Source organism: Acinetobacter sp. TY2, from assembly GCF_046269225.1.
GTDB lineage: Bacteria > Pseudomonadota > Gammaproteobacteria > Pseudomonadales > Moraxellaceae > Acinetobacter.
The window spans coordinates 1-26,790 of record NZ_JBJZOR010000035.1; the positions used below are offsets into that span (position 1 = coordinate 1).

Below are 26,790 nucleotides of genomic sequence, written 5' to 3' on the forward strand. Positions count from 1 at the left end.
GCGCTTAGCTCAGTTGGTAGAGCGTCTGCCTTACAAGCAGAATGTCGGCGGTTCGATCCCGTCAGCGCCCACCATATTTTAATATTCCCCCGTTATATTTTAAATTTAAATCATCTAATTCTATATTCTTATCTGTCATTGCTATACCTTATCGTTATTTTTAGATAAACTCACTTTATAATTTTAATTATAAGCCATGGTTATGAGAAATCCTTATCAACGCAAGGCTGCGTTAAATGCCACACAAAAGAATAATAGTGCTACAGATCAATATCGTATTTTTATCGAAAATATTGTTCAACAAGGTAAAGTATACGCACTTTATCAAGATGGTTGGGCACTATGTGCGACCCCATCAGGACAGCAAACGTTAGCTGTTTGGCAATCTAAATCGCTTGCGCAACTATTACAAAAAGGTAATTGGGAAAACTACCAAGTAGAAGAAATTGCATTGATTCAGTTTGTAGAAAAAATGATTCCATTTATTCGTGAAAATGACAAAATTTTATCTATTAACTTAACCCCAGAAGGACAAAATGTTCTGGTTTCAGGGGATAAGTTTCTCATAGATTTGAAAAAATATCTTTATCATGTGCAACTGACCACGCCAAATATATTTAGAAGTGGTTCAGTGCCATTGCCACGTAAAATTCGCCTTCATGAAAAAGTCAGCAGTTAAGATGAAATGAGGCAATTCAATTAGTATTCGTTGAGCAACCAACCGCTTAAATAAGCAAAATACTCTCTGAGCCATGCATTATAACGTATGCTCAGTGGGGTTGGTGCAGAGATCATCAAGACGTTGCTATAACCTTGTTTATGCGCGATTGCTTCTGCACGTAATGTATGAAAATCACTTGTGACAATCGCAATGGGTTGTTGTAGATTCAAGTGATGTTGTTTAAGAATGGCTTGGCTATTTTTTAAATTCAATTCGGTACTCGTACTCTCATCTTCCAATAAAATACGCTGTGTCGAAATTGCATGTTGTTCTTGTAGGTACTTTGCCATTGCTTCAGCTTCGGTGATGGTTTCACCATAATCTAGACCACCACTGACAATAATTGGAATATTCGCTTGTTGTTTTGCAAAGCTCGCTGCACTGTCTAAACGGGCTACCAATGCTGCTGAAGGTTTTCCTTGTGTGATTCCGCTACCAAGTACAATGATTGCTTGTACGGGTTGATGTATTGTAGGTTGCAAATTGGAGCGATGAATATATAAAAAAAATCCTGCAAGACTGATGCACCATATTATAAATCCGATCCAACCTATATGCCAAAAATGTCGTAGTCGTGCGTGTTGATTTAAATAATTTTGAATTTTGTGCCAAGCCAATGCAGTGCCGATAAAAACAATACCTACCAAAAGAGGGATAATAGTTCCTAAATGCAGTTTTTTGAATAAAAATAGAATAAAACCATCAAGAAAGAGCGCAAGACCGATAATAAGTAAAAGTAGACGGAATATTTTTGTTTGCATATTCAAAAAAATGGGTATGTATTCTGAGTTGTTTAAGTTTACGTCGTCTTATGTATTTTTTCATGTTTAATTTGGTTGATTTTTATTGTGAAAATAATTGATCAAAACGGATATTAAAAATAATAACAAACGGGCAATTTGCCCGTTTGTTATTTTGTCAGATGTAAATATTTAAATTAATAAAGATTAAAGCATATTAATTAATAGACATCTCTGCGATAACGCCCTTGTTGACGAAGTTCATCGATCAGATCAGCGCCTAAAATATCATTCAGAGCATGATCGACATCCGTCGCCATACCTTGAATACTACCGCAAACATAAATCACTGCGCCATTGCTAATCCATTGTTTTAATTCATCTGCATTTTGACGAAGTTTATGATGGACATAGATTTTTTCCTCTTGATCTCGAGAGAATGCAAGATCAAGACGTTTCAGCATAGCCGTGTTTTGCCAAGCTTGAATGGTGTCTTTAAAGAAGTAATCAACATTATGTTGGCGTTCACCGAAAATGAGCCAATTCTCTGTATAGCCTAAATGCGCACGTGCAGAGAGTAGACTAAGTAAGCCCGCAATACCCGTACCATTACCAATACAAATAATTGGACGATCATCGGTGATGAGGTGGAAGGATTCATTACTGCGAATACGCAAAGCAACCGTATCTTTTACAGATACATGTTGTGTTAACCATCCTGAACCAAGCCCCAATTCACCTTGAGCATCACGTTGCTGACGTACAACTAAAGCTAAACGATGTTGCTCAGGAATACTTGCGATGGAGTATTCTCGGCTTGGTAAGGCTGGTAGTTGAGTAAGCAGTTGCTCGACATCTTGGAAAGGCTGGAGAGTAACGGTTAAGTCACGATTCCATAGTGCTTGTGCAAGCGTCATTTGTAATGATGGTACGATAGTATCAGCAGAAATACTTTGTGATTTCAGGAAGTGATCAATACGATTTTGGCTATTACCTGGTTGAATTTCAGCAATATCACCAGCTTGCCAAGTCACATCATGATGCGCTTGTAGCTCAATATGATAGGCAGGTTCACCCAAACTATTTGGATTGAGCAATTTACATTGTGTCAGCTTCCATTGATCAAAAACTTTATCAATCGACATCGTTTGTAAATCAAGTTGTGTGCTTGCTGTTAGTGCTGTATTCCAACGTTGAATGTCATCATTATTACTGTTATTCACTTCAATGGTTTCAAATAAAGCTGTAGCACCATTATCTTTTAACCATTTGGCAATGCGATGACCAAATAAGCAATAACTATCTGGATATTCTTTTGAACCAAGTGCCAAAACAGCAAATTTGAGGTGGCTGAGATCAAGTTTTTGACTCAATATTTTTTTTTCAAATACTGATGCAAGATCAGGTGCTTCACCCGTACCATAAGTACTTGCAATGAACAGAATTTGGCTATTTTGCATTAGATCATCAACCGTCAATTGCTGTACAGCTTTTACAATCGTCGGTTGCTTTGCTTCTTGTAAACTTATTGCAGTACGCCAAGCCAATTGTTCAGCAACACCGGTTTGTGTTGCATAAGCAATAAGCCAAGGTGTTGCATTTGGGTCAATATTTTGTGTAAGACCTTGTCCAGTAATACCACCTTTTGCTGCAAGTGTTAATTTTTTTTGCTTACGACGCTTAAGGTAAAGCATCCAACCTGTTACAAAGAATAACGGCATTGCAAGTGCTGCAAGCATAGCAATGAATTGGTAGACTGGGCCAAAAAAACTACCTCGATGTACAGGAAGCATACTGCCCATGATTTTTTCATTAAGCTTTTTATCTTCATACAAATCAAGCTTTTCAATTTGATTGGTTTGATAGTTAAAGGTCGCTTTATTACGTGCACGTTCATGCTGAGGAGTGGCATCAACAAATGAAATTTCCATTTGTCCATCTGCTTTTTTTGGAATACTTAATGTCGCACTTGAATAATCTCGACCAATTTTAGAATTAAAGCCTGTCCAACTTTGTGTTAGAGCAAGATTAATCTGTTCTGGTTTTAAGCCTTTTTTCTCAGATTTAGATGAATCTATATTTCGTTCAGCATCTTGCCCACGAACTTTTTGTGAATTTGGGGCATTACCTTGAGTGCGTTCACCATGTTGTCCACGATTTTCTTGTGATTGTGGATTGTTATTCTCACCTTGAGCACGTTTTTGCCCTTCACCACCAGCAGTAGCTTGCATTTCAGGTTTAGGCTGTTCAACGCCCATCACCTTAAACATGCCGCTACGCCACCAGTCATACGACCAATATAATCCTGTACATGCCAATAATAGATAGAAAATTACGACCCAAGTACCAACAACGGCATGTAAATCCCAAAGGAAATTACGACCTTTAAGTTTTGGCTTAATGACAAACCATTGTTTAAAAGAATGTTTTTTAGGCCAACGTAAATACAAACCACTGAGTACAAAGAAAATCAGCATTAATGTAGATGCACCAGTAATTTGTTTACCGACAGGGCCGACGGTTAAATTACGGTGGAGTTGCTGAATAAATTGGAAAAAATCTTTGCCTTTAACTTCGGGAAGTGTTGCCGCAGTATAAGGATTGACCATTAAAGTCGCACCACGACGGGCACCTTCTTTGGCATAGTTAATGGTTGAAGATTCTTCAGCAGCTTTGGCAATAGTGATACTGTTGATCTTCATTTCAGGTTGTGTGCTTTGGAAGTGTTGATACAATTCCGCAGGCGTCATTTTAGCTTTATTTTCAACCTGAACAGTATAACTGTCTGGATTAAGCCATCGGGTAATTTGTTGTTCGTAGGAATAAATAGCACCTGTTACGCCCATGATAGACAGAATAAGTCCCGCAGTGATCCCTAAAAACCAGTGAATCTGGAAAAATGTTTTTTTAAACATGATGAATGTCAGGCTGAGTTTTGTCGTGCAGAATTATAGCTTAAGAATTAGTAGAAAAAATGGATTCTCATATAATATTTATTCTCATTATCATTACTGTTCATATTTTTATTGTTCTGTTCTAACTTTAAAGCGAATTGAGTAGGTTGTTGTGGTATTTAGCTGAGATACATAGGTATAAATTTATATAGAATGGGACAATATAAAAAATCCTCCACAAAGGGAGGATTTTTAACATCATAAATGCTTAAAGGGGTTTTGCTTCACCCACACTTTCTTTTAAATGTTTGCGTATCGTTTCAAAAGGAAAATTTTTGCTATTCATACGTTTTGGTAAGATGTATGCACCTTGTTGATCTTTAATTTTGAAATTGACCAACATAAAATCGGGTGCGTTGTACCATTCATAAATATCTTTCCAACCAATCGTTGCAACACCTTGTTGGGCACCCATTTGTTGACGCATCACGATACCATGAGGTTGTACACCAAGCTGAATACCTTTAATTTCCTGCGCAGGAAATTCATTCATTTTACGTTTTACGTACCATTCTAGACCGAATTTTCGAACTAATAGATAAATAGCAACACAGGCTAATGCAACCCAGAAAATCACAGTTGAATAGTTTTTGATGAACAATAAACCGAGAATGGAAATGGCTGTAACCACAGCCATAATAGCCCATGCTTTCATCCCAATTTTGTTGGTACTGCGCCAAATCATCAGTTGGGCATAACGCTGTTCTTCTTCAGAAACTTCATAAGGAACAGGTTGCAGTGTGTAGGCGTAAACGTTTTTTGCGGTCATAGTGTCAAAAAATAATATGTAAAACTGAGCAGAGTTTAGCATTAAAACAATACAATCAGTGAGTATATTGTACCAATTTACCATTCAATTTAATCGTTTATATGCTTGCGCCATGTACGATTTTGAGTGTGATGAATTAGGTGTGTTTTCACTTATAATGAAGCCAGTTCCGTTGAATGATTATCTCGGTCATGGCTCAGGCTTTGCTTTAAGGTACTGAGTTGTCGCAAGATACTAAACATTAACGAGAGTTGCTGCAAAATTATTAAGGATTTTTCTGAGTTTTCATCTGATTGATTTAAACGTAAACGAATGCTTTGTAGCATATTGTGCGTGGTCAAATCAGGAACCTCATCATGTAATAGTGCACCTTGAATATCTTCTAAAGCAGTGTCAAGTAATGCCAATATTTCAGGATCTTCTATTTTTTCTCGATGTGCACCCAAAGCCGCAATATAGCTAATAAAAGTATGATTTAGGCATAAAAACTCAAAGGCTTGTGCCTTTTGTACAGGATCAAAATCAGGTTCGGTAGCAAGGGTTGAAATGAGTGATGCGACATCAGCATCGGTATTGTGCGCTGCACGGCGAACTACACGATAATTTAAACTATTTTGCCGACCATGATGATACTGTTGAATCACTTCATTTAAATAGGCACATTGGGCTTCAAGAGAGCGTTGAATGGTGCGAGGCAAGCGACGGAATTTCCAGTCAGGGAAAATAAAGCTGACACCAAACCATGCTAAAGCACAACCTAAAATTGTATCAACCATGCGAGGCCATGCTGCAGTTAGACCAATACCATCTAAATTGAAATTAATGAGTGCCAACACGGTAATAAAGGCGGTTGCTTGTGCATATTGTTTACTACGTAATTCAAAAAATAATACGCCACTGATGACCAGTAGAAGTAGTTGTCCTTCAATGGATGGTACAAAAAATAGAATGGCATAGCCTGCAATAATTCCCCCAAGTGTGCCTAAAATACGTAAACGTAGTCGGCGTTTGGTGGCGTTAAAGTTAGGTTGGCTGACAAACAGAGCCGTAAGTAATACCCAATAGCCATATTGGATATTAGTCAGTTGAACAAAGACATAGCCAATAAATAAAACAATAGAAACACGAATGGCATGCCTAAAGAGAACCGATTCAGGCGTTAGATGTTGTTTGACTCTAGAAATTACATCATCCCAACCTTTGAGGTCATCATCACGTAATTGATTTTCAATATGCTTGTCTTTTTCGACGGTTAAATTACGAATGGTTTCAACATTACGTAGTTGAGCATCAATCGATTTTAAGTTTTGATAGAGTGAAAAGAGAGCATTAATCCACACGGGATCATATTGTTGATCTTGGCGAAGTTTTTCTAAAGATTTACGTAAGTTTTTGAAAGCATGCTCAACACGGTTACTATGACTGTATGTTGTACGATGTAGAATACTCTCTGCGAGGTCGTTACAGGTTTTTCCTTGCAAGGACAAAATACGTTGAAAACGAAACAGAATATCGCTGTGTTCAAATACTTTGGCTAATTTTTGATAATCAATATGTGAGGAATCAGCCCGTTCATGAATATCTTGTGCGACAAAATAATACTGTAGGCTACGGCGGGTATCTCTTTGTCCTCGGTCACCTTTAAGGCGGGTCAACAATGCCGTCCGCAGTTCATTAAAAAGAGCAATGAGCTTGCCATTTTCCATCGAGAGTCCAATCATACTTTGCTGATAACTTTCAGGTGTCATATCGACATCAAATAGATTCGATTTTGAAAATAGGAAATTACCAAGCGCTGAATAACATTGAGCAAGTTTGTCTTGCACCTGACGAACAGGAAACAATAAAAAACTGATGGTTGAGATTAGACCGTACCACATTGCTCCAATAACGAGTAAGAGTGGCTGTGAATACCAGTGTTCAAATAAATGTACACCAAGCATTGAGTAGACTGAAACAACTAAACAACCATAAGAAATAGTGGCATAACGTCTACCGAGTGAACCAAGCAAAATCCAGCCAATACAGGAAACAATCAATCCTAAAGCAAATATGATGGGGTAAGGAAATAAAAGATGGACTGATACGGCGGTAATAAAAAATCCAATATAAGTATAAACTTGATTCAAAATCCGTACAGAAAAGCGATCATCAATGTCACTTAAACCTGCTGCAACTACACCCAAAGTGAGTGGAATAGTCATAATTTGATGATCTAAAAAATAGGGGATAAATGCAGTACCTGCGAAAGCAATAATCATTCGCAAGTTATACATAAATGTCGTGTTATAGGTCGCTTTACGCAGTTTTTCCAGCAAGGGGTTCAAGCGCGAGTCCTTATACAGGTCAGGTGGATTTTAGCCGTATCACTATTCAATTTTAAGCGTGAATATTCACTTTTCTGTAGGTGAAATCATACTATGGAGTGTGTAAACTTGTCTGCTCTGTTCGATATTTATAATTGAAATAAGCATATGTCAGAAAAAAACATTGGGAAGCCCTATTCAATTTTTTGGATCATGCTATTGGCATTATTTACATCATTGGGTCCTTTATCCATTGATATGTATTTGCCAGCCTTACCACAAATGGCTGAAGACTTTCAGGTCAGCACTTTACAAATTGCCAATACCTTGCCTGCATATTTTATGGGCTTGGCGATTGGTCAGCTGATTTATGGTCCAATTAGTGATCGAATTGGGCGTAAAAAACCTCTGTATTTTGGAATGGCATTGTATGCAGTAGCAAGTCTATTGTGCATATTGGCACCTGATCATTGGTCGCTGATTGCAGCAAGAATATTACAAGCACTCGGTGGATGCGTCGGTGTCGTGATGGCACGTGCTGCCATTCGAGATTGTTTGGATGTACAAAGTTCTGCACAAGCTTTTGCTCAAATGATGATCGTGATGGGAGTTGCACCTGTTATGGCACCTGTGATTGGTGCAGTGATGTTGCAGTATTTTGAATGGCAGGGCATTTTTATCTTACTTTCAATCATAGGATTGATTTGTTTGCTGTGTGTGCATTTCTTTTTTGATGAAACGCTGAAAATTGAAAATCGCCTAAAATTAAACTTCAAACAAGTGTTGATTCTGTATAGCAGTATTTTACAAGATAAGAGCTTTCGTTTACCCATGTTGGCAGGTTGCTTAAGTGGGGCATCTTTATTTTGTTATATCAGTTCTGCATCTGCTGTTTTTATGGATGGCTATGGTTTAACGCAAAAACAGTTCGCTTTTGCCTTTGCTCTAAATGCAATGGGGATTATTTTAATTTCTGCATGTAATAAGCAATTAGCTCGACGCTTTAGCGTGTTTCAGCGTTTAAAAATCGGCGGGTGGATTCAAGTGAGTGGTGCAATTATTTTACTTATAGCGGGTTTCTTATCCTTAGCACCCATGGCTTTGGTTATGCTTGGTATGTTTCTTGCTGTTTCTGGTATTGGTTTTACAGGACCCAATGCAATGGCGATTGCGATGGCACAACAAGGTGCTCGTGCAGGTACTGCAAGTGCAATCATGGGCAGTGCTCAATTTGCTTGTGGTTTGATCGGTGGGATCATTTTAAACTTTCTTTTTTGGGACGTAATATTGAATATGGCTGTGTTGATGGTGTTGTTCACATTGTCAGGGTTGATAGCTATCTTTACTGTCGAAAAGCAATTAAATTTGACCGTTTGAGTACTTATTTGAAATAAATAAGGCTTGGCTCTAAGCAAGAGTTAAGTCTTATTAGAGAATACTCAGTACGGTTTGCCTAAAAATGTGATTTTTCCATATATACAATGGTCGCATATATTGAAAAAATAAAATTTAGAAAATTTGCTAAGCGCCCGACTATATAAGGATTATAGAAAAGTTAATCTAAAAAAAGAATTGAAAATAACTTTTCATTCGGTAAAACTGATTTTAATTAAGCAGTTTAGTTAAGCTAGATTACAACTGTGTAGGGTTTATACACAAAATGTTACTTTTATGTTTTAACTTAATATCAATGCTTACATAATTCAGCAACACACATTGGTGTTTTGTTTTTATTTATGCAGTCACTCTTATGTACTGCCTGATCAAAACAAAAAAAATGATTTTTAGTCATATACAGGTTTTAAAAATCATATCGCACGGATGTTTATATTTTATAAAGACGAGGAATGTTTCATGGGTCAAATTATTAGCCGTAAATCTTTTTTTCAACAGGGTTTAGCTGTCGCTGTAACTGCGTTGATGATGACATCTGCAAATGCTGCATCAGATGCAGAAGTGAAGCAACTTCGTGAAGAGGTACAGGCGCTTAAAGCATTGGTTCAACAACAGCAACAAATCCAACAGCAGCAACAAGTTATTTTAGCTGACGTAAAGGTACAGCCTGCGGTTATTACGCCATTGGCTGGATTGAAATCTAAAAATGGTGCAAATGTTAATTTGTATGGTTTTGTCCGTGGTGATGCAAACTATATTATTGAAGGTGCGGATGATGACTTCAACGCTGTAAGTAAAAGTAAAGGTGAAGCTCAAGATAAACTTCGTGCGACTGCAAAGACAACACGTTTAGGTTTAGATTTTGATACCCCAGTCGGCGATGCAAAAGTCGGTGGTAAGGTTGAGGTTGATTTTGCAGGGACTAACGAAGCATTACGTATTCGCCATGCATATTTAACGTATAACAATTGGTTATTTGGTCAAACAACTTCAAATTTCTTAGCGGGTCATGCACCAGAGATGATTGACTTTGCAACAAATCTTGGAGGGGGTACAACACGTATTCCACAGGTTCGTTATTCATATAATTTAGCACCAGCCACTAAAATTTTTGTTGCAGCGGAAGAGGGTAATAGCTCAGGTACAGCAATTAAATATAGCTTACCAGTGTTAACGGCAAAAGTTGTACAAGGTTATGCCGAAGGTCGTGGTAGTGCATCTGGTCGTGTAATGATTGAAAACTATAAATCAGATTCTGCAGATGACAACCAAACAGGTTGGGGCGTTGCAGCAGGTACTGATTTTAAAGTTACAGATGATTTAAAATTATTTGCTGACGCTTCTTATGCAGTAGGTAATAGTAACTATTTATATGGTAGTAACTCAGCATTTTCTGTTGTAAACGGTGATATTGAACAAAACGAATTTACTGCAGTTCAGGTCGGTGCAACATATAAAATTTTACCGAACCTACGTTCAACTTTAGCATATGGCGCATTATTTGCTGATGATAGTACTGATTATGCAAAAGCTGCATCAAATGCTGATGCAAATGAAAAAGTACAACAAGCATGGTTAAATATGATTTATTCACCAGCTAAACCGATTGATTTAGGCGTGGAATATATCAATGGTAAGCGTGATACTTTTGCAGGTAAATCATATAAAGATAATCGTGTTGGTTTGATGGCGAAGTATAACTTCTAATCGATGATTCAATCTTTAAAAACCAGAATGTAATGTTCTGGTTTTTTTACGCAAAATATTTTTTAGAAAAATGAATGTACGTTTAGCATCAAGTATCTTGATCATGGAAATTGTAAAATAATAAGCATGTAAGCGTAAAAAAAGGCATAATAAAGATATCTTTAAGCCTTTTTTAATTGAGTTTAAATTAAGGCATTTGCAAATATACAAAACTGATTCGTTTTTTATATGGTGTGGTGGCAATGCAGGGTTAAATTCAATGCAGAGGCTCCATTTTTATTGAGTTGTTTGAATAATCTTTAGCGGCTCAATGAAAATTTACTCTTAAATTACATGAGAAATCTCTCCATGAACGCCCCTCGCATTTTCTCTATTCACATCGTCTTTGCACTATATGGTAGCTGATTATTCAGCGGAAAAATCCTTTTTCGAACTACTTTTTGTTGTACGGTTTTGTACTTAAGCTGAAGTATTAGCTCAATAGGTATGGGAATTTATATTCCTTTTTTAATGAACTGTAGAACAAAAAGTATTCCATCATAGGGAAGTAATCATGGAATTTACTTTTAACGCATTTTATACGCTTATTGCAGCAGTGATTGTGTTATTGCTTGGGCGTTTTTTAGTCAATAATATTGACTTTCTACGTAAATATAACATTCCTGAACCTGTTGCAGGTGGTCTTGTTGCAGCTGTTGTTTCATTACTTGTGCATAACTTATTTGGTTATAGTGTTACTACAAGCAGTGAATTACAAACCAGTTTCATGTTGGTTTTCTTTGCATCAATTGGTTTAAGTGCGAACTTTGCTAAATTGAAAGAAGGTGGCGTAGGCTTGGTAATTTTCCTTGTCTGTGTTGCATCTTTTATTGTGGTGCAAAACTTTGTCGGTATCAGTCTTGCGACACTAATGGGGCTTGATCCCTTGATTGGTCTAATCGCAGGTTCAATTACCCTGACAGGTGGTCATGGTACGGCAGGTGCTTGGGGCACGATTCTTGAAACTGAGCATGGCATTCAAGGTGCGCTTGCACTCGGCATGGCATCTGCAACATTTGGTTTGATTATTGGTGGTATTATTGGTGGTCCATTGGCAAAATTGCTGATCAACCGTTACCAACTATCTGATCCTAAAACGTATCAAGATAATAATGCTCAGAATCAACATGAAAGCAATGAGCTAGGCGAATATGTACCTTTTGAATATCCGCATCAAGTTCGTTTAATTACTGCCGATAATGCCATTACAACACTTGGTTTATTTGCTGCCTGTCTTGCATTTGCAGACTTTATGACGGGTTATAGCAAAGGTCAGTGGTATGAGTTACCAACATTTGTTTGGGCGCTCGGTGGTGGTGTAATTCTACGTAATATTCTTGAAAGTGTATTACGCGTGAAAATGTTTGATCGCGCGATTGATGTTTTCGGAAATGCAGCATTGTCATTATATTTAGCAATGGCGTTGTTGTCGTTGAAATTGTGGCAACTTGCCGATCTTGCAGGTCCGTTAGTGGTGATTTTGACCGCACAAACTTTAACAATGGCATTATATGCAGCCTTTGTAACCTTCCGTGTGATGGGCAAAAATTACGATGCAGCAGTATTGGCGGCAGGTCATTGTGGTTTTGGTATGGGGGCGACACCAACAGCAGTTGCAAACATGCAAGCCATTACAAATATGTATGGACCCTCACATAAAGCATTTTTGATTGTTCCGCTTTGTGGTGCATTTTTTGTCGATTTGATTAATGCCACTGTGATTCAGATGATTTTGAAATTTATGGCTTAATTAAATTTTCAAACTTTTGTTTGAAATACTCAAGTCTATAAAATGTCGGTTTGAAAAGTGTGTATAAAAAAGCCCTATGACCTATAGGGCTTTTTATGGAAGTTAATTTGTGAACGAACTGAATGTATAAAAAACCAGGTGATTCAAAAGGATAAATTTTTAGCAAATTACCATCATTTTAAGTATTTAATATGACCATTTAAATAAAAGTAACAACAGCGATAAACAAATTATGTTTAGATATAGATTAATTAAAAGTGTAAGTGGAACAAATGCAATTACCTAAAATACTGATATTGATTGTTGGCTTATTAGGGGCAGTACATTCGTATGCGGCTGTTCAAAACACTTTAAATATTACGCCTATTGAGTCAATAACTACGCAAGAGGCAACATCTAAATTAGATCAGCGTTTTAAGCATGCTCAACAGAGAGAGAAGCCAGTTGTTGCATTGGTACTTGGCAGTGGTGGCGCACGAGGGTATGCGCATATTGGTGTCATTCAGGTCTTAGAAAAAAAAGGTATTCATCCTGATTTTATTGTAGGTACAAGTGCAGGTAGTATAGTCGGTTCATTATATGCGAGTGGAATGTCTGCGAGTAAACTTCGCAATGTTGCTTTAGATATGAAAGTTGCCGATGTCCGTGAATTTAAAATTGGCTTAAAAGGCTTTTTTGATGGTGAAAAAGTTGAAGATTATGTCAATGAACAAGTTAAGCATCAATCCTTAGAAAAATTAAAAATTCCAATGTATGTGGTTGCTACAGAGCTTAAAACGGGTAAAAAAACGATTTTTAATCATGGTAATACAGGGCAAGCTGTTCGTGCATCTGTATCCATTCCAAGTATGTTTGTACCTACGGTCATTGGTGGTGAGGAGTATGTGGATGGAGGTTTAGTCAGTCCCGTTCCTGTCAATATCGCCCGAGATTTGGGAGCAGATATTATTATTGCAGTGAATATTTTAGCCCAGCCTGCATATACTGAAACCAGTAATATTTGGGGGTTATTTAATCAAAATATTAATATTATGCAAAATCGTTTAGCTGAAGAAGAAATGAAAAATGCTGATATTGTGATTCAGCCTGATTTACGTGAAAAAGCACATATTTTTGATGTAAAGGGACGCCAAGACACCATTCAGGCGGGTATAGATGCCACCCAGCAAAGATTGCCTGTGATTGAGGCAGTTATGATGCAGAAAAAAAACCAACTCAGTGGTCAGCGTGTCAATGTTGATTAGTAATAAACCTTTATGAATCATTAGTTTGCTGTTGATGTATTTTGATACATACCCAATTTTTTAAGTCTAAGATTTATATATTTTGTAGTATCTTGATTTTTATATTTTAAAAATGAAAGAAGATTTTTAAATTTCAAAATAGTTCTTCAAAATTATATTTTTGATTTTAACTTTCGTTAAAATAGGATTGAATAAAAATTGTAGATACACGATGTATATGACATCTGTATGAAAATATTAGGTTTAAGTGAAGGCATATCATGACTACTTTTGAAATTGGTCATAAAGTAAAACTTGCAACTCATCCAGAACTTATTTTTGATGTCGTCAGGATTAATCAAGATCAATCTTATGAATTACAAATACGTTTGTCAGAAACCAAGATTTTAAGTTATGGCAATATTTCTGCTGAAATGTTAAAAAAAATTGATCAGAGTGAAAATTAATCAATATAATCAGACCACTATGTAAAATAAAAAATGACAAAGTGGTCTGCTATCATTTTGAATAATGATGAATTATGCAATAAATCATGTTTTTTATATCAAAAGCTATATAATAAGTCGGTAAATCTCCTGTTTTAAACCGAGCCGAGAACGATGCCTCAATTAGATCACGTGACGCCTGCGACTGAAGATCAGTCTGAATTAAGCATGTCTGTATTAATGACGCCTGATATGGCCAACTTTTCTGGAAATGTGCATGGGGGAACGATTCTAAAGCTACTCGATCAGGTGGCTTACGCATGTGCAAGCCGTTATTCAGGCTGTTATGTTGTGACTTTATCGGTTGATAAAGTGAATTTCAAAGAGCCGATTCATGTTGGAGAGTTAGTAACTTTTCTTGCAAGTGTGAACCATGTTGGTCGTACTTCTATGGAAATTGGAATTCGTGTTGAAGCACAAAATATTCGTAAACGAACAATTCGCCATACTAACAGTTGCTATTTTACTATGGTTGCTGTGGATGAAAATGGTAAGCCACAACAAGTACCATCTTTAGAATTAGATAATGATTGGAAACGTTGTCGTTTTGAAGCTGCGGAACACCGTAAAGTGGCACGTTTACAAGAAAATCATCATCCATCATGCAGTATTTATAAAAAATCAGTCTAAAGCTAGGGCACTGATCTCTAAGCAAATAAAACGGCTAAATACAGATGAGTCAAGATGATAAAAAGAGATGTTTAGGCATCTCTTTTTTTGTGGTTGATTTTTAAGCAAATTAAAAAGAGTTGAAAAATGAATTACTCAATTTGTATGTTGATTGAAAGCATATTAATGAGTTTTACTCAGCTCATAACCATTCACAGTCGTATGCCAATTGCCCTGTTCATCTTGAATAGGTGGTTGACTAACTTTAAATTTAGTTGATAGTGGCCACAAACCAACATTGAAATGATCATCTTTAAATTCTTGGATTGAAGCAGAAATAGATGTACTTTTTCCTGGTTGTCTATTGCTGTATTCAACATGTCCTTCAGGTGTAATGATTAAGCTCACCTGACGATCATCATTTTTCCAATCACCAATAAAATTTGCTTTATCAATAGGGAGTGGCTTACTACAAGCGATTATAAATAGTGTGAGTGAAATTACGCTTAATATTTTATTTTTATTCATATTTTTCCTTATTTTATAAGTGTGATTTAAAAAATTATTGTTATTAAATAGAGTTCTTGTAAAAATCAAAAAAACTATCATTATTTAAATTTAATACAATATAAGTCTCATTTTTAAATTATTCCCTTCAATATATCTTGTTTTGATATTCCTAGTGTTAAAACTCTGTGTTGAAAATGTAGTGTAGAAATATAGCGCTTTCATTAATTTTGCTATATATTGAAACGATACGTATCGTTTCGTTTTTGCATGGATGATTGAACAATGTCAGATTTTGAAAAAACCTCACGCCATCAAGAGCGCATTTTAAATGCAGTCAAGGAAGCACTGGAAGTACACGATTATCGTAAGTTAACTATTGAAGATATTGCATTACGTGCAGGGGTTGGAAAGTCGACAATTTATCGTTGGTGGAAACATAAATCAGATCTTGTATTCGAAACGTTTAAGGCGCATACGGCTTCTGTATTTGAAATGGATTTTGAACAAAGCTTAAAATTTAACTTGGTTCAACAACTGTTAAAATTATGCAAGGCGTTAGATCATTCTGTTGGGCGCGCCTTGTTGGTGGTAATGGCAGAGCATCGTGAAGCGGCTGGTGCATTTTTTAAACAATATTTATTGCCTCGCCGTGAGGAAACGCGAAAGCTCATTCAGCTTGCTATTGAGCGAGGTGAAATTAAAGCCGATTATCCCTTTGAATTGATGCTCGATACATTGTATGCACCCATTCATTATCAAATTATTTTTTTTAATCAAGTACCTAATGCTGAATATGTCGATCAACTCGTTAACTTAGTCCTAGAACCTGCACAATTACAGCAGTCAGGTGCATTGGATGTCTAATATAGCATCACCCTTTGACGCGACTGTTTCAGATCGTTTATGGAATCGTTCATTCATATTTTGTGTGTTGAATAATTTATTCTTATTTACCTATTATTTTGCTTTTTTGACCATTCTGCCTGTTTATATTATGAAATCTTTGGGCGGTTCGGTGAAAGAGGCTGGTTTAGCACTGACCTTATTTTTAATTTCATCCATTGCGATTCGTCCATTTTCTGGTCTAATTATTCAAAAACTGGGCAGTAAGCTTTCTTTTCGTGGTTCTGAATTACTTTTTGTCTTATTTGCTTTTACGTATTTATTTGCAGATCAACTTTGGATTTTGCTTTTAGTGCGTTTTATCCATGGCATTTGGTTCAGTATTTTAACCACGGTTGCCGTTCCTGTTGCCAATGAATTTATTCCAGAGCATCGAAAGGGTGAGGGGATGGGCTACTATGTGATGTCGACGAATTTAGCGGTAGTTTTTGGACCATTCCTTGCGCTGACGATATTACAATATTCAGACTTTATGACACTTTTTAAAGTACTCACCGCAATTATTTGTATTGGTTTTATTTTTTGTTTAATGATTCCAATACAGAATATTGAAACTGTATCTGCAAAAAAGCAACTCGAAAAAGAAGAACCCTCTACACAAAAAAATAAATTTTCATTGCATGACATTTTAGAATTAAAGGCTGTACCGATTGGCTTAGTGGCATTACTCACAGCATTTTCTTATTCAAGTATTATGAGTTTTATGACGGCTTATGCTGAATCAAAACAGTTATTTGCTTATGTCAGTCTATTTTTTATTATCTTTGCAATTTCCATGATTATTGTTCGTCCCTGGATTGGAAAATGGTTTGATCGTCAGGGGGCAAATTCGGTCATTTATCCATCTTTTGTTTTTTTTGCGATCGGTTTGGTTGTCGTTAGTTTTATGTCTAATCAGTGGATTTTGTGGCTTTCAGCAGTGTTTATTGGCATTGGCTACGGTTCACTCTTTCCATGTTTTCAAACCATTGCGATTCAGTCCGTACCAAAAGAGCGTATGGGGCATGCAATTGCGACATTTTTTACATTATTTGATTTTGGTATGGCAATGGGGTCGGTCATTATTGGGATATTGATTGCTCAATTTGGCTATTCACCGACTTATTTACTTTGTGCGCTAATCACTGTGCTGACTTTGTTTTTTTACCAAGCCAAAGTTGCACCACAATTGGCTTTAAGGCAGTAGAGGACTGAACGATGGAACTCCGTCATTTAAGATATTTTGTAGCAGTTGCACAAGAGTTAAATTTTACTCGAGCAGCACAGCGTATGTGTACTGTACAACCTTCACTAAGTCAGCAGATTAAAGATTTAGAGGCAGAAGTGGGTGTACAGTTATTGACAAGAACCAATCGTAAAGTGGAATTAACCCCAGAAGGTGAAGCCTTTTTAAAAGAGGCTTTACTGTGTTTAGAGCATGCTGAAAAAGCGGTGAATGATGCACGTCAAATTGCCAATATTCAAAAAGATCAGTTGCATATCGGTTTTGTACCTGTAGCAGAAATGAAGGTATTTCCATACATCATGCCCAATATTCGGGCGCATTTTCCGAGTCTAAAAATTCATTTTCATAGTTTGACAGATGCTGAACAATTCAGAGCTTTGAAAAAAGGAACAATTGATATTGCTTTTACACGTTATCCAGAGGCTTCGGAAGAACTTACGCATATACAGGTTTTTCAGGAACCTTTGGCATTGATTATTCCGAAAAATTCCCCTATGGCAGATCAACGTCACATCAGTATTAAAAGTTTTAATCAGCAAGATTTTGTCATTAGTGATGAAGATGCTTCACCTCAACTTCATAAAATTATTCAAGATTTTTTCAAAACGTCAAAGTTGAATGTCAATGTGGTTCAGAAGTCGACCAATATTCTGTTGAATGTTAATTTGGTGGGGATGGGTGTGGGTTGGAGTCTTGTACCTGCTTATGTGCTTCCACTTTTAGGCGACAAAATAATTGTTAAAAATACCATTGAACCTCTGCCAATGATTGGCTTGTATGCCAATTATCGTAAAGGACAAAGTAATCAGGCTTTACAGTTAATTTTACAGGTTTTAAAAGAAAAGTTTTATATGGATATGTTCTAAATTTTTACAGCAAAGAAGCTTCTTAGACGAGGATGCTAAGGAGCTTATATAATAAAAAAATGATCATAAAACTAAAATAATTTTTCAATAAAATACTTATTCCTAGCAATTTTTATCTAATTTACATTGTTGAAAAAATGTTGCTGAAAAATTGTACTTCTCCCTTTATTTATGTGGAAAATGATAATTGATTCTCATTTGTGCTTAGGAGGTAAGGGGTGAATAGTAACTTTTTTACGATATTTATGTACAAAAAGCGTACATGAAATATTTGACCTTTTTGACCGGTAGATTGATATTTAAGGTCAATTATGAGGAGTATCAATATTTACTTTATTTTACCAATCATAATAAATTAATAGAAAATGCTTATAAATATCAAAACTTAAAATATATTGTTTAAGTTTCTCCGTAGTTTTAAATGTTCACACAGAGAGGGTGAAAGTTATGGAGTGGATACAGGGTCAACTCAGTCATTATCCTGAAATTTTACTATTTCTCGCACTAGGTATTGGATTTTATATTGGAAAATTCCAAATCGGAAAGTTTCAATTAGGCGGTGTAGCTGGTTCATTACTTGTAGCAGTTGCGTTAAGTATGTTTGGAGTTTCGGTTGATAATGGCGTCAAATCTATACTTTTTGCATTATTTATTTATGCGGTTGGTTTCGAAAGTGGACCGCAATTTTTTAAATCTCTTGGCCCCAAGTCCATAAAGGAAATATTACTTGCTGCATTTATGGCAATTGTTGGTCTAGCCACTGTCGTAATTATGGCTAAAATTTTTGATTTAGATAAAGGCTTAGCTGCTGGTATGGCCGCTGGTGGAATGACTCAGTCTGCGATTATTGGAACGGCGAGTGATGCAATTGCGCGACTAGATTTACCTATGGCCGAAATTCAGAAGTTACAGGCAAATGTCGCAATTGGTTATGCCGTCACTTATATTTTTGGTTCTTTAGGCGCAATTATTATTTGTGTCAATATTTTACCAAAATTTATGGGACGAGAAATTCACGATGATGCAGTAGCGGCACAAAAAGAAAGACTAAAAGGTGCATTCCTTTTAAATTCGGGTCAAGCCTTAGCAATGCCTGAAATTGTAGGTCGTATCTATCGCGTAGAAAACGCTGTTGGTAAAAGTGTTTCTGAAATAGAAAGCTATGTCGATAATGTAACGATTGAACGCATAAAACGTAACGATCAATTGATTGATATTAATCAAGATTTACGACTTGAGGCTCAAGATATCGTACTTATCGTTGGTCGTCGTGCAGATGTGGTATCCATTTCTAATAAAATTGGACCAGAGCTACAGTCATCAAGCGGTATGGAACTTGTCATGGACACCATAGATGTTGTACTTAAAAATCCACAGTACGCAAAACGTACATTGGGAGATATTAAAGCATCTACATCTAAATTATTGAAACAAGGTGTTTTTATTACAGGAATTAAACGTGGTGGAGATCCAATTCCATTAACGGATGACACTGAAGTTTTTCTTGGTGATGTCATTACTGCTTATGGTGCTGAACAAGATATTAAACGTTTTATTAAAGAGGGAGGAACACCAGTTCCTGAATCTATAAAAACAGATTGGGTATTCCATGGTTTTGGTCTCGTGCTTGGTTTACTCATCGGTTTAATTGTTGTTCGTGTATCAGGTGTTCCAATTACGTTGGGAGCTGGTGGTGGTGCTTTATTATCGGGCTTATTATTTGGTTGGTTGAGAACTCGTCATCAGACTATGGGAAATATGCCACCAGCAGCCTCTCAGTTATTAAAGGATTTGGGTTTAGCAGGCTTCGTTGCTGCTGTTGGACTTCAATCTGGGTTACAAGCAATTCAGACAATTAAAGAAAGTGGTTTAACACTATTTATGATTGGCGTTGTTGTAACGATTGTGCCACTCATACTTTCAATGTTCTTTGCACGTTTTGTTCTCAAATATGACAACGTTGCTATTTTGGCGGGTGCTCTATCGGGTGCAAGAAGTGCCAATCCAGCATTTGGTGGTGTTCTAGATAAAGCTGGAAATAGCATTCCAACTGTTCCTTTTGCAATTACTTACGCCTTAGCAAATGTATTTCTAACATTATTAGGACCATTTGTTGTCGCCTTGGTTTAATTATTTTAAAGATATAAACAATAATTCTGGAGATTAAGATGTCAAATGTAGATTATTCAAAATATGCAAAATTAAGCCCATTTGAATTAAAAGATAATTTAATTGAACTTGCTCAAAGTCGAACAGATCGAATGATGCTAAATGCGGGGCGCGGTAATCCTAATTTTCTAGCAACTTTACCACGCCGTGCTTTTTTCCAACTTGGATTATTTGCAGCGACAGAGTCTGAATTTTCATTTTCATTTATGCCTGAAGGTGTAGGTGGTTTTCCTCGTATACAAGGGCTAAGCTCACGTTTTGATCATTTTATTTTGGAAAATCGTGATAAGCCAGGTGTTGTATTTCTAGGTAAAGCGATTTCATATATACGTGATCAGCTTGGGATTGACCCTGACGCATTTTTGTTAGAGATGGTTGAAGGGATTTTAGGTTGTAACTATCCTGTACCTGATCGTATGCTTCGGTTAAGTGAGCAGGTTGTTAAGGAGTATATCGTACGTGAAATGGGTGTCACTAATTTAGGTATTGATGCTTTTGATCTTTTTGCAGTTGAAGGTGGTACGGCTGCAATGGCATATATCTTTAACTCTTTAAAAGAGAATAAGATTCTTAACTCTGGTGATAAAATTGCAATTGGTACACCTATCTTTACCCCTTATCTTGAAATTCCAGAGTTAAATGATTACCAATTAGAACAAGTACATATACAGGCAGATCCAGATCTAGATTGGCAATATCCTGAAGCTGAACTGAGAAAATTAGAAGATCCATCTATTAAGGCATTTTTTTTAGTTAATCCTAGTAATCCACCTTCAGTAAAAATATGTGATGAAAGTTTAGAAATTATTGCCGATATTGTGAAAAAACGTCCTGATCTAATTATTTTGACTGACGATGTTTATGGTACTTTTGCAGAAAATTTTAGATCGCTTTTTGCAATTTGCCCAAATAATACGATTTTGGTTTATTCATTCTCGAAATATTTTGGTGCGACAGGATGGCGTTTAGGGGTGATTGCACTTGCCCAAGACAATATTTTAGATCAAAAAATTGCTAACTTATCTGATGCACATAAAGCTGAATTGGCACAACGTTACTCATCGTTAACCACCAATCCATCTCAGATTAAATTGATTGATCGTATGGTTGCCGATAGTCGTACAGTTGCATTAAATCATACAGCAGGTTTATCAACGCCTCAGCAAGTGCAAATGGTCTTATTTGCTTTATTCAATATGATGGACTCTCGTCAGCAATATAAGAAAGCATTGAAATCTGTCATTAAAGATCGAGATCATGCTTTATACCGTCAATTAGGTGTCACATATAATGATAACGTGAATGCTGTAAATTATTACACTCTGATTGATTTAGATAAAACTTGCCGAGCACTTTATGGCGATGAATTTGCCAATTGGGTACAGAAAGTGAAAAACCCAACAGACTTACTATTTAATATCGCTGATGAAACGGGAATTGTGCTTTTACCAGGCAGGGGCTTTGGCGTTCCAAAGGCATCTGCTCGTGCTTCTTTGGCAAATTTAAATGAATTCCAATATGCATCCATTGGTAAAGCATTGAATAAATTTGCTGAAGAGTACTATAACGAGTATTTAATTGAAAAAAATAAGTAAGCTTTCTTAATAAAAAAACCACTCAATTGAGTGGTTTTTTTATTATAAATGGTCACGTTTGACGGAGTCAGAAAGACTAAAAATAAGAATCTATTACAAGTGATTATTTTACATGTAGTTTATTAAACAACTGCTGACTCATCGTATTCATGGTCTGTGGAATTGCAAGGGCAGCCACGAAACGGTCAGGGCGTAGAATTGCAATCGCTTGATCTGTTTTACCAAACCATGTACGGATTTCTGTGCCTGCATCGCCAATGGTAATGACATTCTCAAAGGTTTTACGCTGGTCATTGCTCAATTGAACTGCAGGAATCACTTGAATAAACTTCACACCTAAAGACTGCCATTTTTTCATGTTTGCTTCGTTGATGCCCCATTTCGGATCGACACCCCACGCAATAACCGCAAAGTCATTACCAAGCACTTCATCGAGTAAAACAGTTTGACCATTTTCAAGCTGAATATTCGGTTGAATAAACATTTTTCCCACAGGAGAATCTTTACGAGTATCTTGCACTAAAGCGCCATCGCTATATTTTGGCATGGGTTTAAAACGCATTTCCAATAAATATTGTTTAATTGGCTTAATGTAATTCAATGCATAGGCAATACCATCACGTACAAAACCATGCCATTTTTTTGGAGGTGCAAGCACATGACCCGCCATGACCGAAAGGTCAATCATTGCTTGGGCATGGTCTTTACGCTCAATTTGATAAGTATCTAGCAAGTTAGCACCTGCTTTACCTTGAACCACTAAAGCGACTTTCCATGCAAGATTAAAAGCATCACGCATACCACTGTTATACCCTTGACCTTGCCATACAGGCATGATGTGCGCTGCATCACCTGCAAGTAAAATACGGTCTACGCGGAATTTATCGGCAATACGTGCATTGTGCGTATAAACACGCTGACGAATTACTTCAATTCCATCTGTTGTTGGTAATACTTTAGAGAGTAATTTTGCGATATTTTCAGGTTTGCTCAGTTCTTCCTGAGTTTCACCGGGCATCACCATAAATTCAAAACGGCGAATACCATGCGGTAAGGCTGCTGATACATATGGGCGTACAGGGTCACAGCAGAGGTAAATATGCGGGGTTGCTAATGGATCATTTTCAACATCAATTACGACCCATTGGTTTGGTGCAGTTTTACCATCGAAACCGATATTTAAAGTACGACGGACAACAGAATTACCCCCATCGCATGCAATTAAATATTTTGCATGAATGGTTTCTTGAGTTTGATCTTTGCTATGAATTTTAAGTGTTACACCATAGGCATCTTGGCTGAACTCTTCCAAAGTCCGTGCAAATAAAACTTGCGTGTGTTCGTATTGTTTTAAACCTTGCAATAACACGCTGTCGACTTGCGGCTGAATAAATGCATTACGGCGAGAGAAACCAAATTCACGAGTTAGCGGTTGAATGTCGGCAAAACAGTGACCTTTAGGCGTTAAAAAACGCATTGCATGGTTCGGTGTTGTATGCGGTAAAACTTGATCGACAAGTCCGAGTGATTGAATGGTTCGCAAAGATTCATCATCAATACCAATGGCGCGAGGGTAGTCAATTAAGCTATCGAGCTGTTCTACGACTGTGACCTGTACACCTTGTTTGCTCAAATAGTTGGCGATGGTCAGACCAACAGGACCAGCGCCGATGATTGCCACTTCTGTGGTGTATTCAATTGGTTTTTTGCTCACAAGGAATATCCATTCAATTCACTATATAATGCTATTAACGATGAATACGTTAGTCTAAACAAGCTATGCCATAGTTGATATATTGCATATAAAAATCTATGTGATCATGATGGCTTTATATCAATTTTTTGTTTTATATAGATTTTTTAAAAATTATTAAATATCGAAAATGAATATCACGATTTATTTTGACTATGATCAATTGTATTTTTAAATCAGAAAAACTTGAAATGAGCAGCATTTTTTGCTGAGGTATCTAAAATAGAGGAAAAATCTAAAAATAAAATAGCGACTCCCAATACAAATACGCAATGACAGATACAGCAGATCGATCATTGCGTATTTTTCTAAATATGCTTAATCACAAAATTGAAAATATTTCATCTTATTTATGAGAAGAGCGATCGACTTCAGCGCTTGCACTTGCATCTGTTTCAGTTGGTGAGGGTTGCTCTGTAGGGGTTTCCGTTGTTCCTGCTTCATCAGGTAGTTCTTGGGTAGATACGATGACTTTTTCTTCAGCAGGTGGTGTAGTGGGTGCTGCAAAAGCCGTGGCAGCAGTGAAAGCGAATGTGGTTACAAGAAGAGTTTGAATAAGTTTCATTGTGGCATCCTTATAGATTTTGCAAAAGCGATAACAAACGTCATTGTTGTTATCTATGGTTTATAGCAGTCTGCCGCTAACTCTGGAGGCATTGCATTGGAGGCAATATCGTCAGCAGCTTGACTACGGAAATCATGCTAAAGCCTGAAAGCAGGTAGGACAACCTTGACAACAAAGTAAAACAGTTTGGGTAACGTGAGAAAAACAAAGTGGACTTTTATGTTTTGCTTATGTAAAAAAAACGGTTCAATGCCATTTTAAAATGTATATAAATATATTTTTTCGCATAAAAAATAATCAATATTTTTACTGAGGATGTACAAAATAAGGAGATTCTTAAGTAAATATGCGGAATTTATAATCGTTGATACACGTTTTTTGATTCTTTTATTGAAAAGAATTCTTTAAAGCGCTTTGCATAGACAGGAGATTGACTTAAATTTGGCTAAAATATGAAACCAATTTCGAGCCTAATTTTTAATGATGTTAAGTAAGCATAACGTGAAATAGCTCAGATGATTGATAGATCAATAGCCACACAATCTTTTACTCTTGATGCCAAGAGCGAAATGAATCGGGAGTTAATGCATTTGAAAATTCTGCAACCATCGCAAGTGAAAACACACATTATTTCGGGTTTTCTCGGTGCAGGAAAAACCACACTCCTACAAAAGTTATTGGCACAGAAACCTGAACATGAAGTTTGGGCTGTGCTGATGAATGAGTTTGGGCAGATTGGAGTCGATCAGCAACTTTTACCGCAGGGTGATGGTTATGAGGTCAAAGAGTTGTTAGGTGGATGTTTGTGCTGTACAGGTCAGTTGCCGATGCAAATAGCACTCTCTCGTTTGATTCAAGAGAAAAATCCAGATCGTTTATTTATTGAACCTACAGGCTTGGGACATCCTGCTCAATTGTTAGAACAACTGACTGAACCGCAATGGCATGCCCAAATTGATATGCGCGCGTTGGTTACGGTCGTAGATGGTTCACGTTTGCATGATGAAAAATGGGGGAATCACAACTTATATCAAGATCAATTAAAAGCAGCGCAAATTGTAGTGATCTCACATGCCGATGTAATGACGGAAATTGATCAGTCGGCATTGTTAAAACTTAAAGATGAATATTTAGCCTATTCACAAACATGGCTTCCCGCTGTGAAAGGTGATCTGTTACTGAGCCAAATTGATTTACCGTATGTGGGTCTAGAACGTAAAATTCAGCCCTTAATTCAAATTCAAAAACAGTTACCCGCAAATGAACCTTTGCCTGAAATTCGCCAATTGCCTTATCACTACATAGAAAGTTCACAGGATTATACTGTTGCAGGTTGGAAGTTTTCTAAACGTTGGCAGTTTGATTTTTATGATCTTTTAGATGTGTTATGTGAGCAACAAGATTGGCTACGTATTAAAGGAATTTTTCATACCAATCAGGGCTGGATGAATTTCAACTTTAATCCACAAGATCTCAACTATAAATCGGGTGAAGAGGGTATTGATAATCGGATTGAAATCATTACGCAAACCGACCGTGATTGGTCGAATTTTGAAAGTGCAGTGTTGAACTGTCGAATTGATCAAGTTGAAAAACCTCAGTAATTCTCTGCAAAATCTTATAGACTGTGCGCCATATTTAGAACTTCATTTTTTGGATTTTTCATGGCGTTAAAAGCAACAATTTATAAGGTGGATTTGAATATTGCCAATATGGATGTTCATCAATATGGCGATTTTCAATTTACTATGGCACTGCATCCATCTGAAACCATTGAACGTTTGATGGTTCGTGTGTTGGCTTATGCACGCTTTGCTGAAGAGCGTCTTGAATTTACCAAAGATTTGTTTGAGACAGATGAGCCTGCATTGTGGGAAAAAGACCTTACAGGGCAGTTGGTGAAATGGATCGAAGTCGGTCTACCTGATGAAGATAAAGTTAAAAAAGCTGCTGCGCGTTGTAAAGATGTTGCCGTGATTGCCTATGGTTCTGCAGTTGCAGAATGGTACAAACGTAGTTCTAAGTTAAAAACATTGAAAAATGTTCAAGTTTGGCAATTATCTGAACAAACCACAGCCGATATTCAGCAATTATGTCAACGTACGATGCAGTTACAACTGAATGTTATGGATGGTGAATGGACATTGATTGGCGACAATGCACAAGCGGTTATTGAGTGGACACAATTGCAATAATTTATAATGGTGTATCAATAACTCAAAGTTAATCGAACAAAAATGCAGGCAAAATCGCTTGCATTTTTGTTTTGAAACTCAGTATATCTAATCAGACAACAATCATAATATTGATCAGATATGAATCTTGAACTTTATCAATTATTACTAGCACTCATGATTGGTGCCATTATTGGCACAGAGCGAGAGTATCGTAGTAAATCTGCTGGCTTAAGAACCTATCCAGAATATTTTCTATGCAAAAGTAGCCTTAAAAAGGCTAAATTAATGAACTGAAGGCTCGTATTTAG

At 36.7% G+C, this 26,790-nt stretch carries 21 protein-coding genes and 1 pseudogene; 15 read left to right on the plus strand and 7 right to left on the minus strand.

Annotated elements, in window-relative coordinates:
• Window positions 1–202 precede the first annotated feature (202 nt).
• The gene (locus ACK1JC_RS15645) at window positions 203–679 is read left to right on the plus strand and encodes a DUF2750 domain-containing protein (protein ID WP_409512798.1); all 477 of its coding nucleotides are present in this window, start codon (window positions 203–205) and stop codon (window positions 677–679) included.
• A gap of 20 nt (window positions 680–699) precedes the next feature.
• On the opposite strand, the gene ACK1JC_RS15650 is transcribed toward ACK1JC_RS15645, so the two are convergent.
• From ACK1JC_RS15650 to yccS, 4 genes are all read right to left on the minus strand, one after another.
• Window positions 700–1,482, minus strand: a complete 783-nt coding sequence (locus ACK1JC_RS15650; protein WP_409512799.1) for a YdcF family protein — start codon at window positions 1,480–1,482, stop codon at window positions 700–702.
• A gap of 200 nt (window positions 1,483–1,682) precedes the next feature.
• Window positions 1,683–4,376: a PepSY domain-containing protein gene (locus ACK1JC_RS15655; RefSeq protein WP_409512800.1), complete on the minus strand. Its 2,694-nt coding sequence runs from the start codon at window positions 4,374–4,376 to the stop codon at window positions 1,683–1,685.
• Window positions 4,377–4,623: 247 nt separating this feature from the next.
• Window positions 4,624–5,184, minus strand: a complete 561-nt coding sequence (locus ACK1JC_RS15660) for a hypothetical protein (RefSeq protein ID WP_409512801.1) — start codon at window positions 5,182–5,184, stop codon at window positions 4,624–4,626.
• A gap of 152 nt (window positions 5,185–5,336) precedes the next feature.
• Window positions 5,337–7,511 carry a YccS family putative transporter gene (yccS, locus tag ACK1JC_RS15665; protein WP_409512802.1) on the minus strand — a complete coding sequence of 725 codons (2,175 nt, stop codon included), beginning with the start codon at window positions 7,509–7,511 and terminating at the stop codon, window positions 5,337–5,339.
• Between the two features lie 147 nt (window positions 7,512–7,658).
• On the opposite strand from yccS, the gene ACK1JC_RS15670 reads away from it, so the two are divergent.
• The 6 genes from ACK1JC_RS15670 to ACK1JC_RS15695 all read left to right on the plus strand — a co-directional run bounded on the left by ACK1JC_RS15670 (window position 7,659) and on the right by ACK1JC_RS15695 (window position 14,740).
• Window positions 7,659–8,867, plus strand: a complete 1,209-nt coding sequence (locus ACK1JC_RS15670; protein ID WP_409512803.1) for a multidrug effflux MFS transporter — start codon at window positions 7,659–7,661, stop codon at window positions 8,865–8,867.
• Window positions 8,868–9,344: 477 nt separating this feature from the next.
• Window positions 9,345–10,592: a DcaP family trimeric outer membrane transporter gene (locus ACK1JC_RS15675; RefSeq protein WP_409512804.1), complete on the plus strand. Its 1,248-nt coding sequence runs from the start codon at window positions 9,345–9,347 to the stop codon at window positions 10,590–10,592.
• A gap of 553 nt (window positions 10,593–11,145) precedes the next feature.
• Window positions 11,146–12,381, plus strand: a complete 1,236-nt coding sequence (gene gltS / locus ACK1JC_RS15680) for a sodium/glutamate symporter (protein ID WP_409512805.1) — start codon at window positions 11,146–11,148, stop codon at window positions 12,379–12,381.
• Between the two features lie 272 nt (window positions 12,382–12,653).
• Window positions 12,654–13,625, plus strand: a complete 972-nt coding sequence (locus tag ACK1JC_RS15685) for a patatin-like phospholipase family protein (protein WP_409512806.1) — start codon at window positions 12,654–12,656, stop codon at window positions 13,623–13,625.
• A gap of 260 nt (window positions 13,626–13,885) precedes the next feature.
• Complete coding sequence (locus ACK1JC_RS15690) at window positions 13,886–14,071, plus strand: hypothetical protein (RefSeq protein ID WP_409512807.1); 186 nt, start codon at window positions 13,886–13,888, stop codon at window positions 14,069–14,071.
• A gap of 153 nt (window positions 14,072–14,224) precedes the next feature.
• Window positions 14,225–14,740: an acyl-CoA thioesterase gene (locus ACK1JC_RS15695; protein WP_409512808.1), complete on the plus strand. Its 516-nt coding sequence runs from the start codon at window positions 14,225–14,227 to the stop codon at window positions 14,738–14,740.
• Between the two features lie 162 nt (window positions 14,741–14,902).
• Here the strand turns inward: ACK1JC_RS15695 and ACK1JC_RS15700 are convergent, their stop codons facing one another.
• Window positions 14,903–15,247 carry a hypothetical protein gene (locus tag ACK1JC_RS15700; RefSeq protein WP_409512809.1) on the minus strand — a complete coding sequence of 115 codons (345 nt, stop codon included), beginning with the start codon at window positions 15,245–15,247 and terminating at the stop codon, window positions 14,903–14,905.
• Between the two features lie 264 nt (window positions 15,248–15,511).
• On the opposite strand from ACK1JC_RS15700, the gene ACK1JC_RS15705 reads away from it, so the two are divergent.
• From ACK1JC_RS15705 to ACK1JC_RS15725, 5 genes are all read left to right on the plus strand, one after another.
• A complete protein-coding gene (locus ACK1JC_RS15705; protein WP_409512810.1) occupies window positions 15,512–16,093 on the plus strand; it encodes a TetR/AcrR family transcriptional regulator in 582 nt (193 codons plus the stop codon).
• On the plus strand, window positions 16,086–17,318 hold the full coding sequence (locus tag ACK1JC_RS15710) for an MFS transporter (protein ID WP_409512811.1): 1,233 nt from the start codon (window positions 16,086–16,088) through the stop codon (window positions 17,316–17,318). Before ACK1JC_RS15705 ends, ACK1JC_RS15710 begins: the two co-directional genes overlap by 8 nt.
• An 11-nt stretch (window positions 17,319–17,329) precedes the next feature.
• Window positions 17,330–18,223 carry a LysR substrate-binding domain-containing protein gene (locus ACK1JC_RS15715; protein ID WP_409512812.1) on the plus strand — a complete coding sequence of 298 codons (894 nt, stop codon included), beginning with the start codon at window positions 17,330–17,332 and terminating at the stop codon, window positions 18,221–18,223.
• A 447-nt stretch (window positions 18,224–18,670) separates the two neighbouring features.
• Entirely contained in the window at window positions 18,671–20,353 is a 1,683-nt protein-coding gene (gene aspT / locus ACK1JC_RS15720) for an aspartate-alanine antiporter (RefSeq protein WP_409512813.1), read from the plus strand.
• Between the two features lie 38 nt (window positions 20,354–20,391).
• Window positions 20,392–21,987 (plus strand): bifunctional aspartate transaminase/aspartate 4-decarboxylase, encoded by a 1,596-nt coding sequence (locus tag ACK1JC_RS15725; protein WP_409512814.1) that lies wholly within the window; start codon window positions 20,392–20,394, stop codon window positions 21,985–21,987.
• Between the two features lie 103 nt (window positions 21,988–22,090).
• Here the strand turns inward: ACK1JC_RS15725 and ACK1JC_RS15730 are convergent, their stop codons facing one another.
• Window positions 22,091–23,701: a bifunctional 3-(3-hydroxy-phenyl)propionate/3-hydroxycinnamic acid hydroxylase gene (locus ACK1JC_RS15730; RefSeq protein ID WP_409512815.1), complete on the minus strand. Its 1,611-nt coding sequence runs from the start codon at window positions 23,699–23,701 to the stop codon at window positions 22,091–22,093.
• A 385-nt stretch (window positions 23,702–24,086) separates the two neighbouring features.
• Window positions 24,087–24,305, minus strand: coding sequence for a hypothetical protein (locus ACK1JC_RS15735; RefSeq protein WP_409512816.1), 219 nt, complete (start codon window positions 24,303–24,305; stop codon window positions 24,087–24,089).
• Between the two features lie 584 nt (window positions 24,306–24,889).
• Between ACK1JC_RS15735 and ACK1JC_RS15740 the strand changes: the two genes are divergently transcribed.
• The 3 genes and pseudogenes from ACK1JC_RS15740 to ACK1JC_RS15750 form a co-directional block, all read left to right on the plus strand.
• Window positions 24,890–25,909, plus strand: coding sequence for a CobW family GTP-binding protein (locus tag ACK1JC_RS15740; protein ID WP_409512817.1), 1,020 nt, complete (start codon window positions 24,890–24,892; stop codon window positions 25,907–25,909).
• A gap of 60 nt (window positions 25,910–25,969) precedes the next feature.
• Complete coding sequence (locus ACK1JC_RS15745) at window positions 25,970–26,500, plus strand: YaeQ family protein (protein WP_409512818.1); 531 nt, start codon at window positions 25,970–25,972, stop codon at window positions 26,498–26,500.
• A 120-nt stretch (window positions 26,501–26,620) separates the two neighbouring features.
• A pseudogene (locus tag ACK1JC_RS15750) lies at window positions 26,621–26,719 on the plus strand (MgtC/SapB family protein); the annotation flags it as partial.
• Window positions 26,720–26,790: the final 71 nt, after the last annotated feature.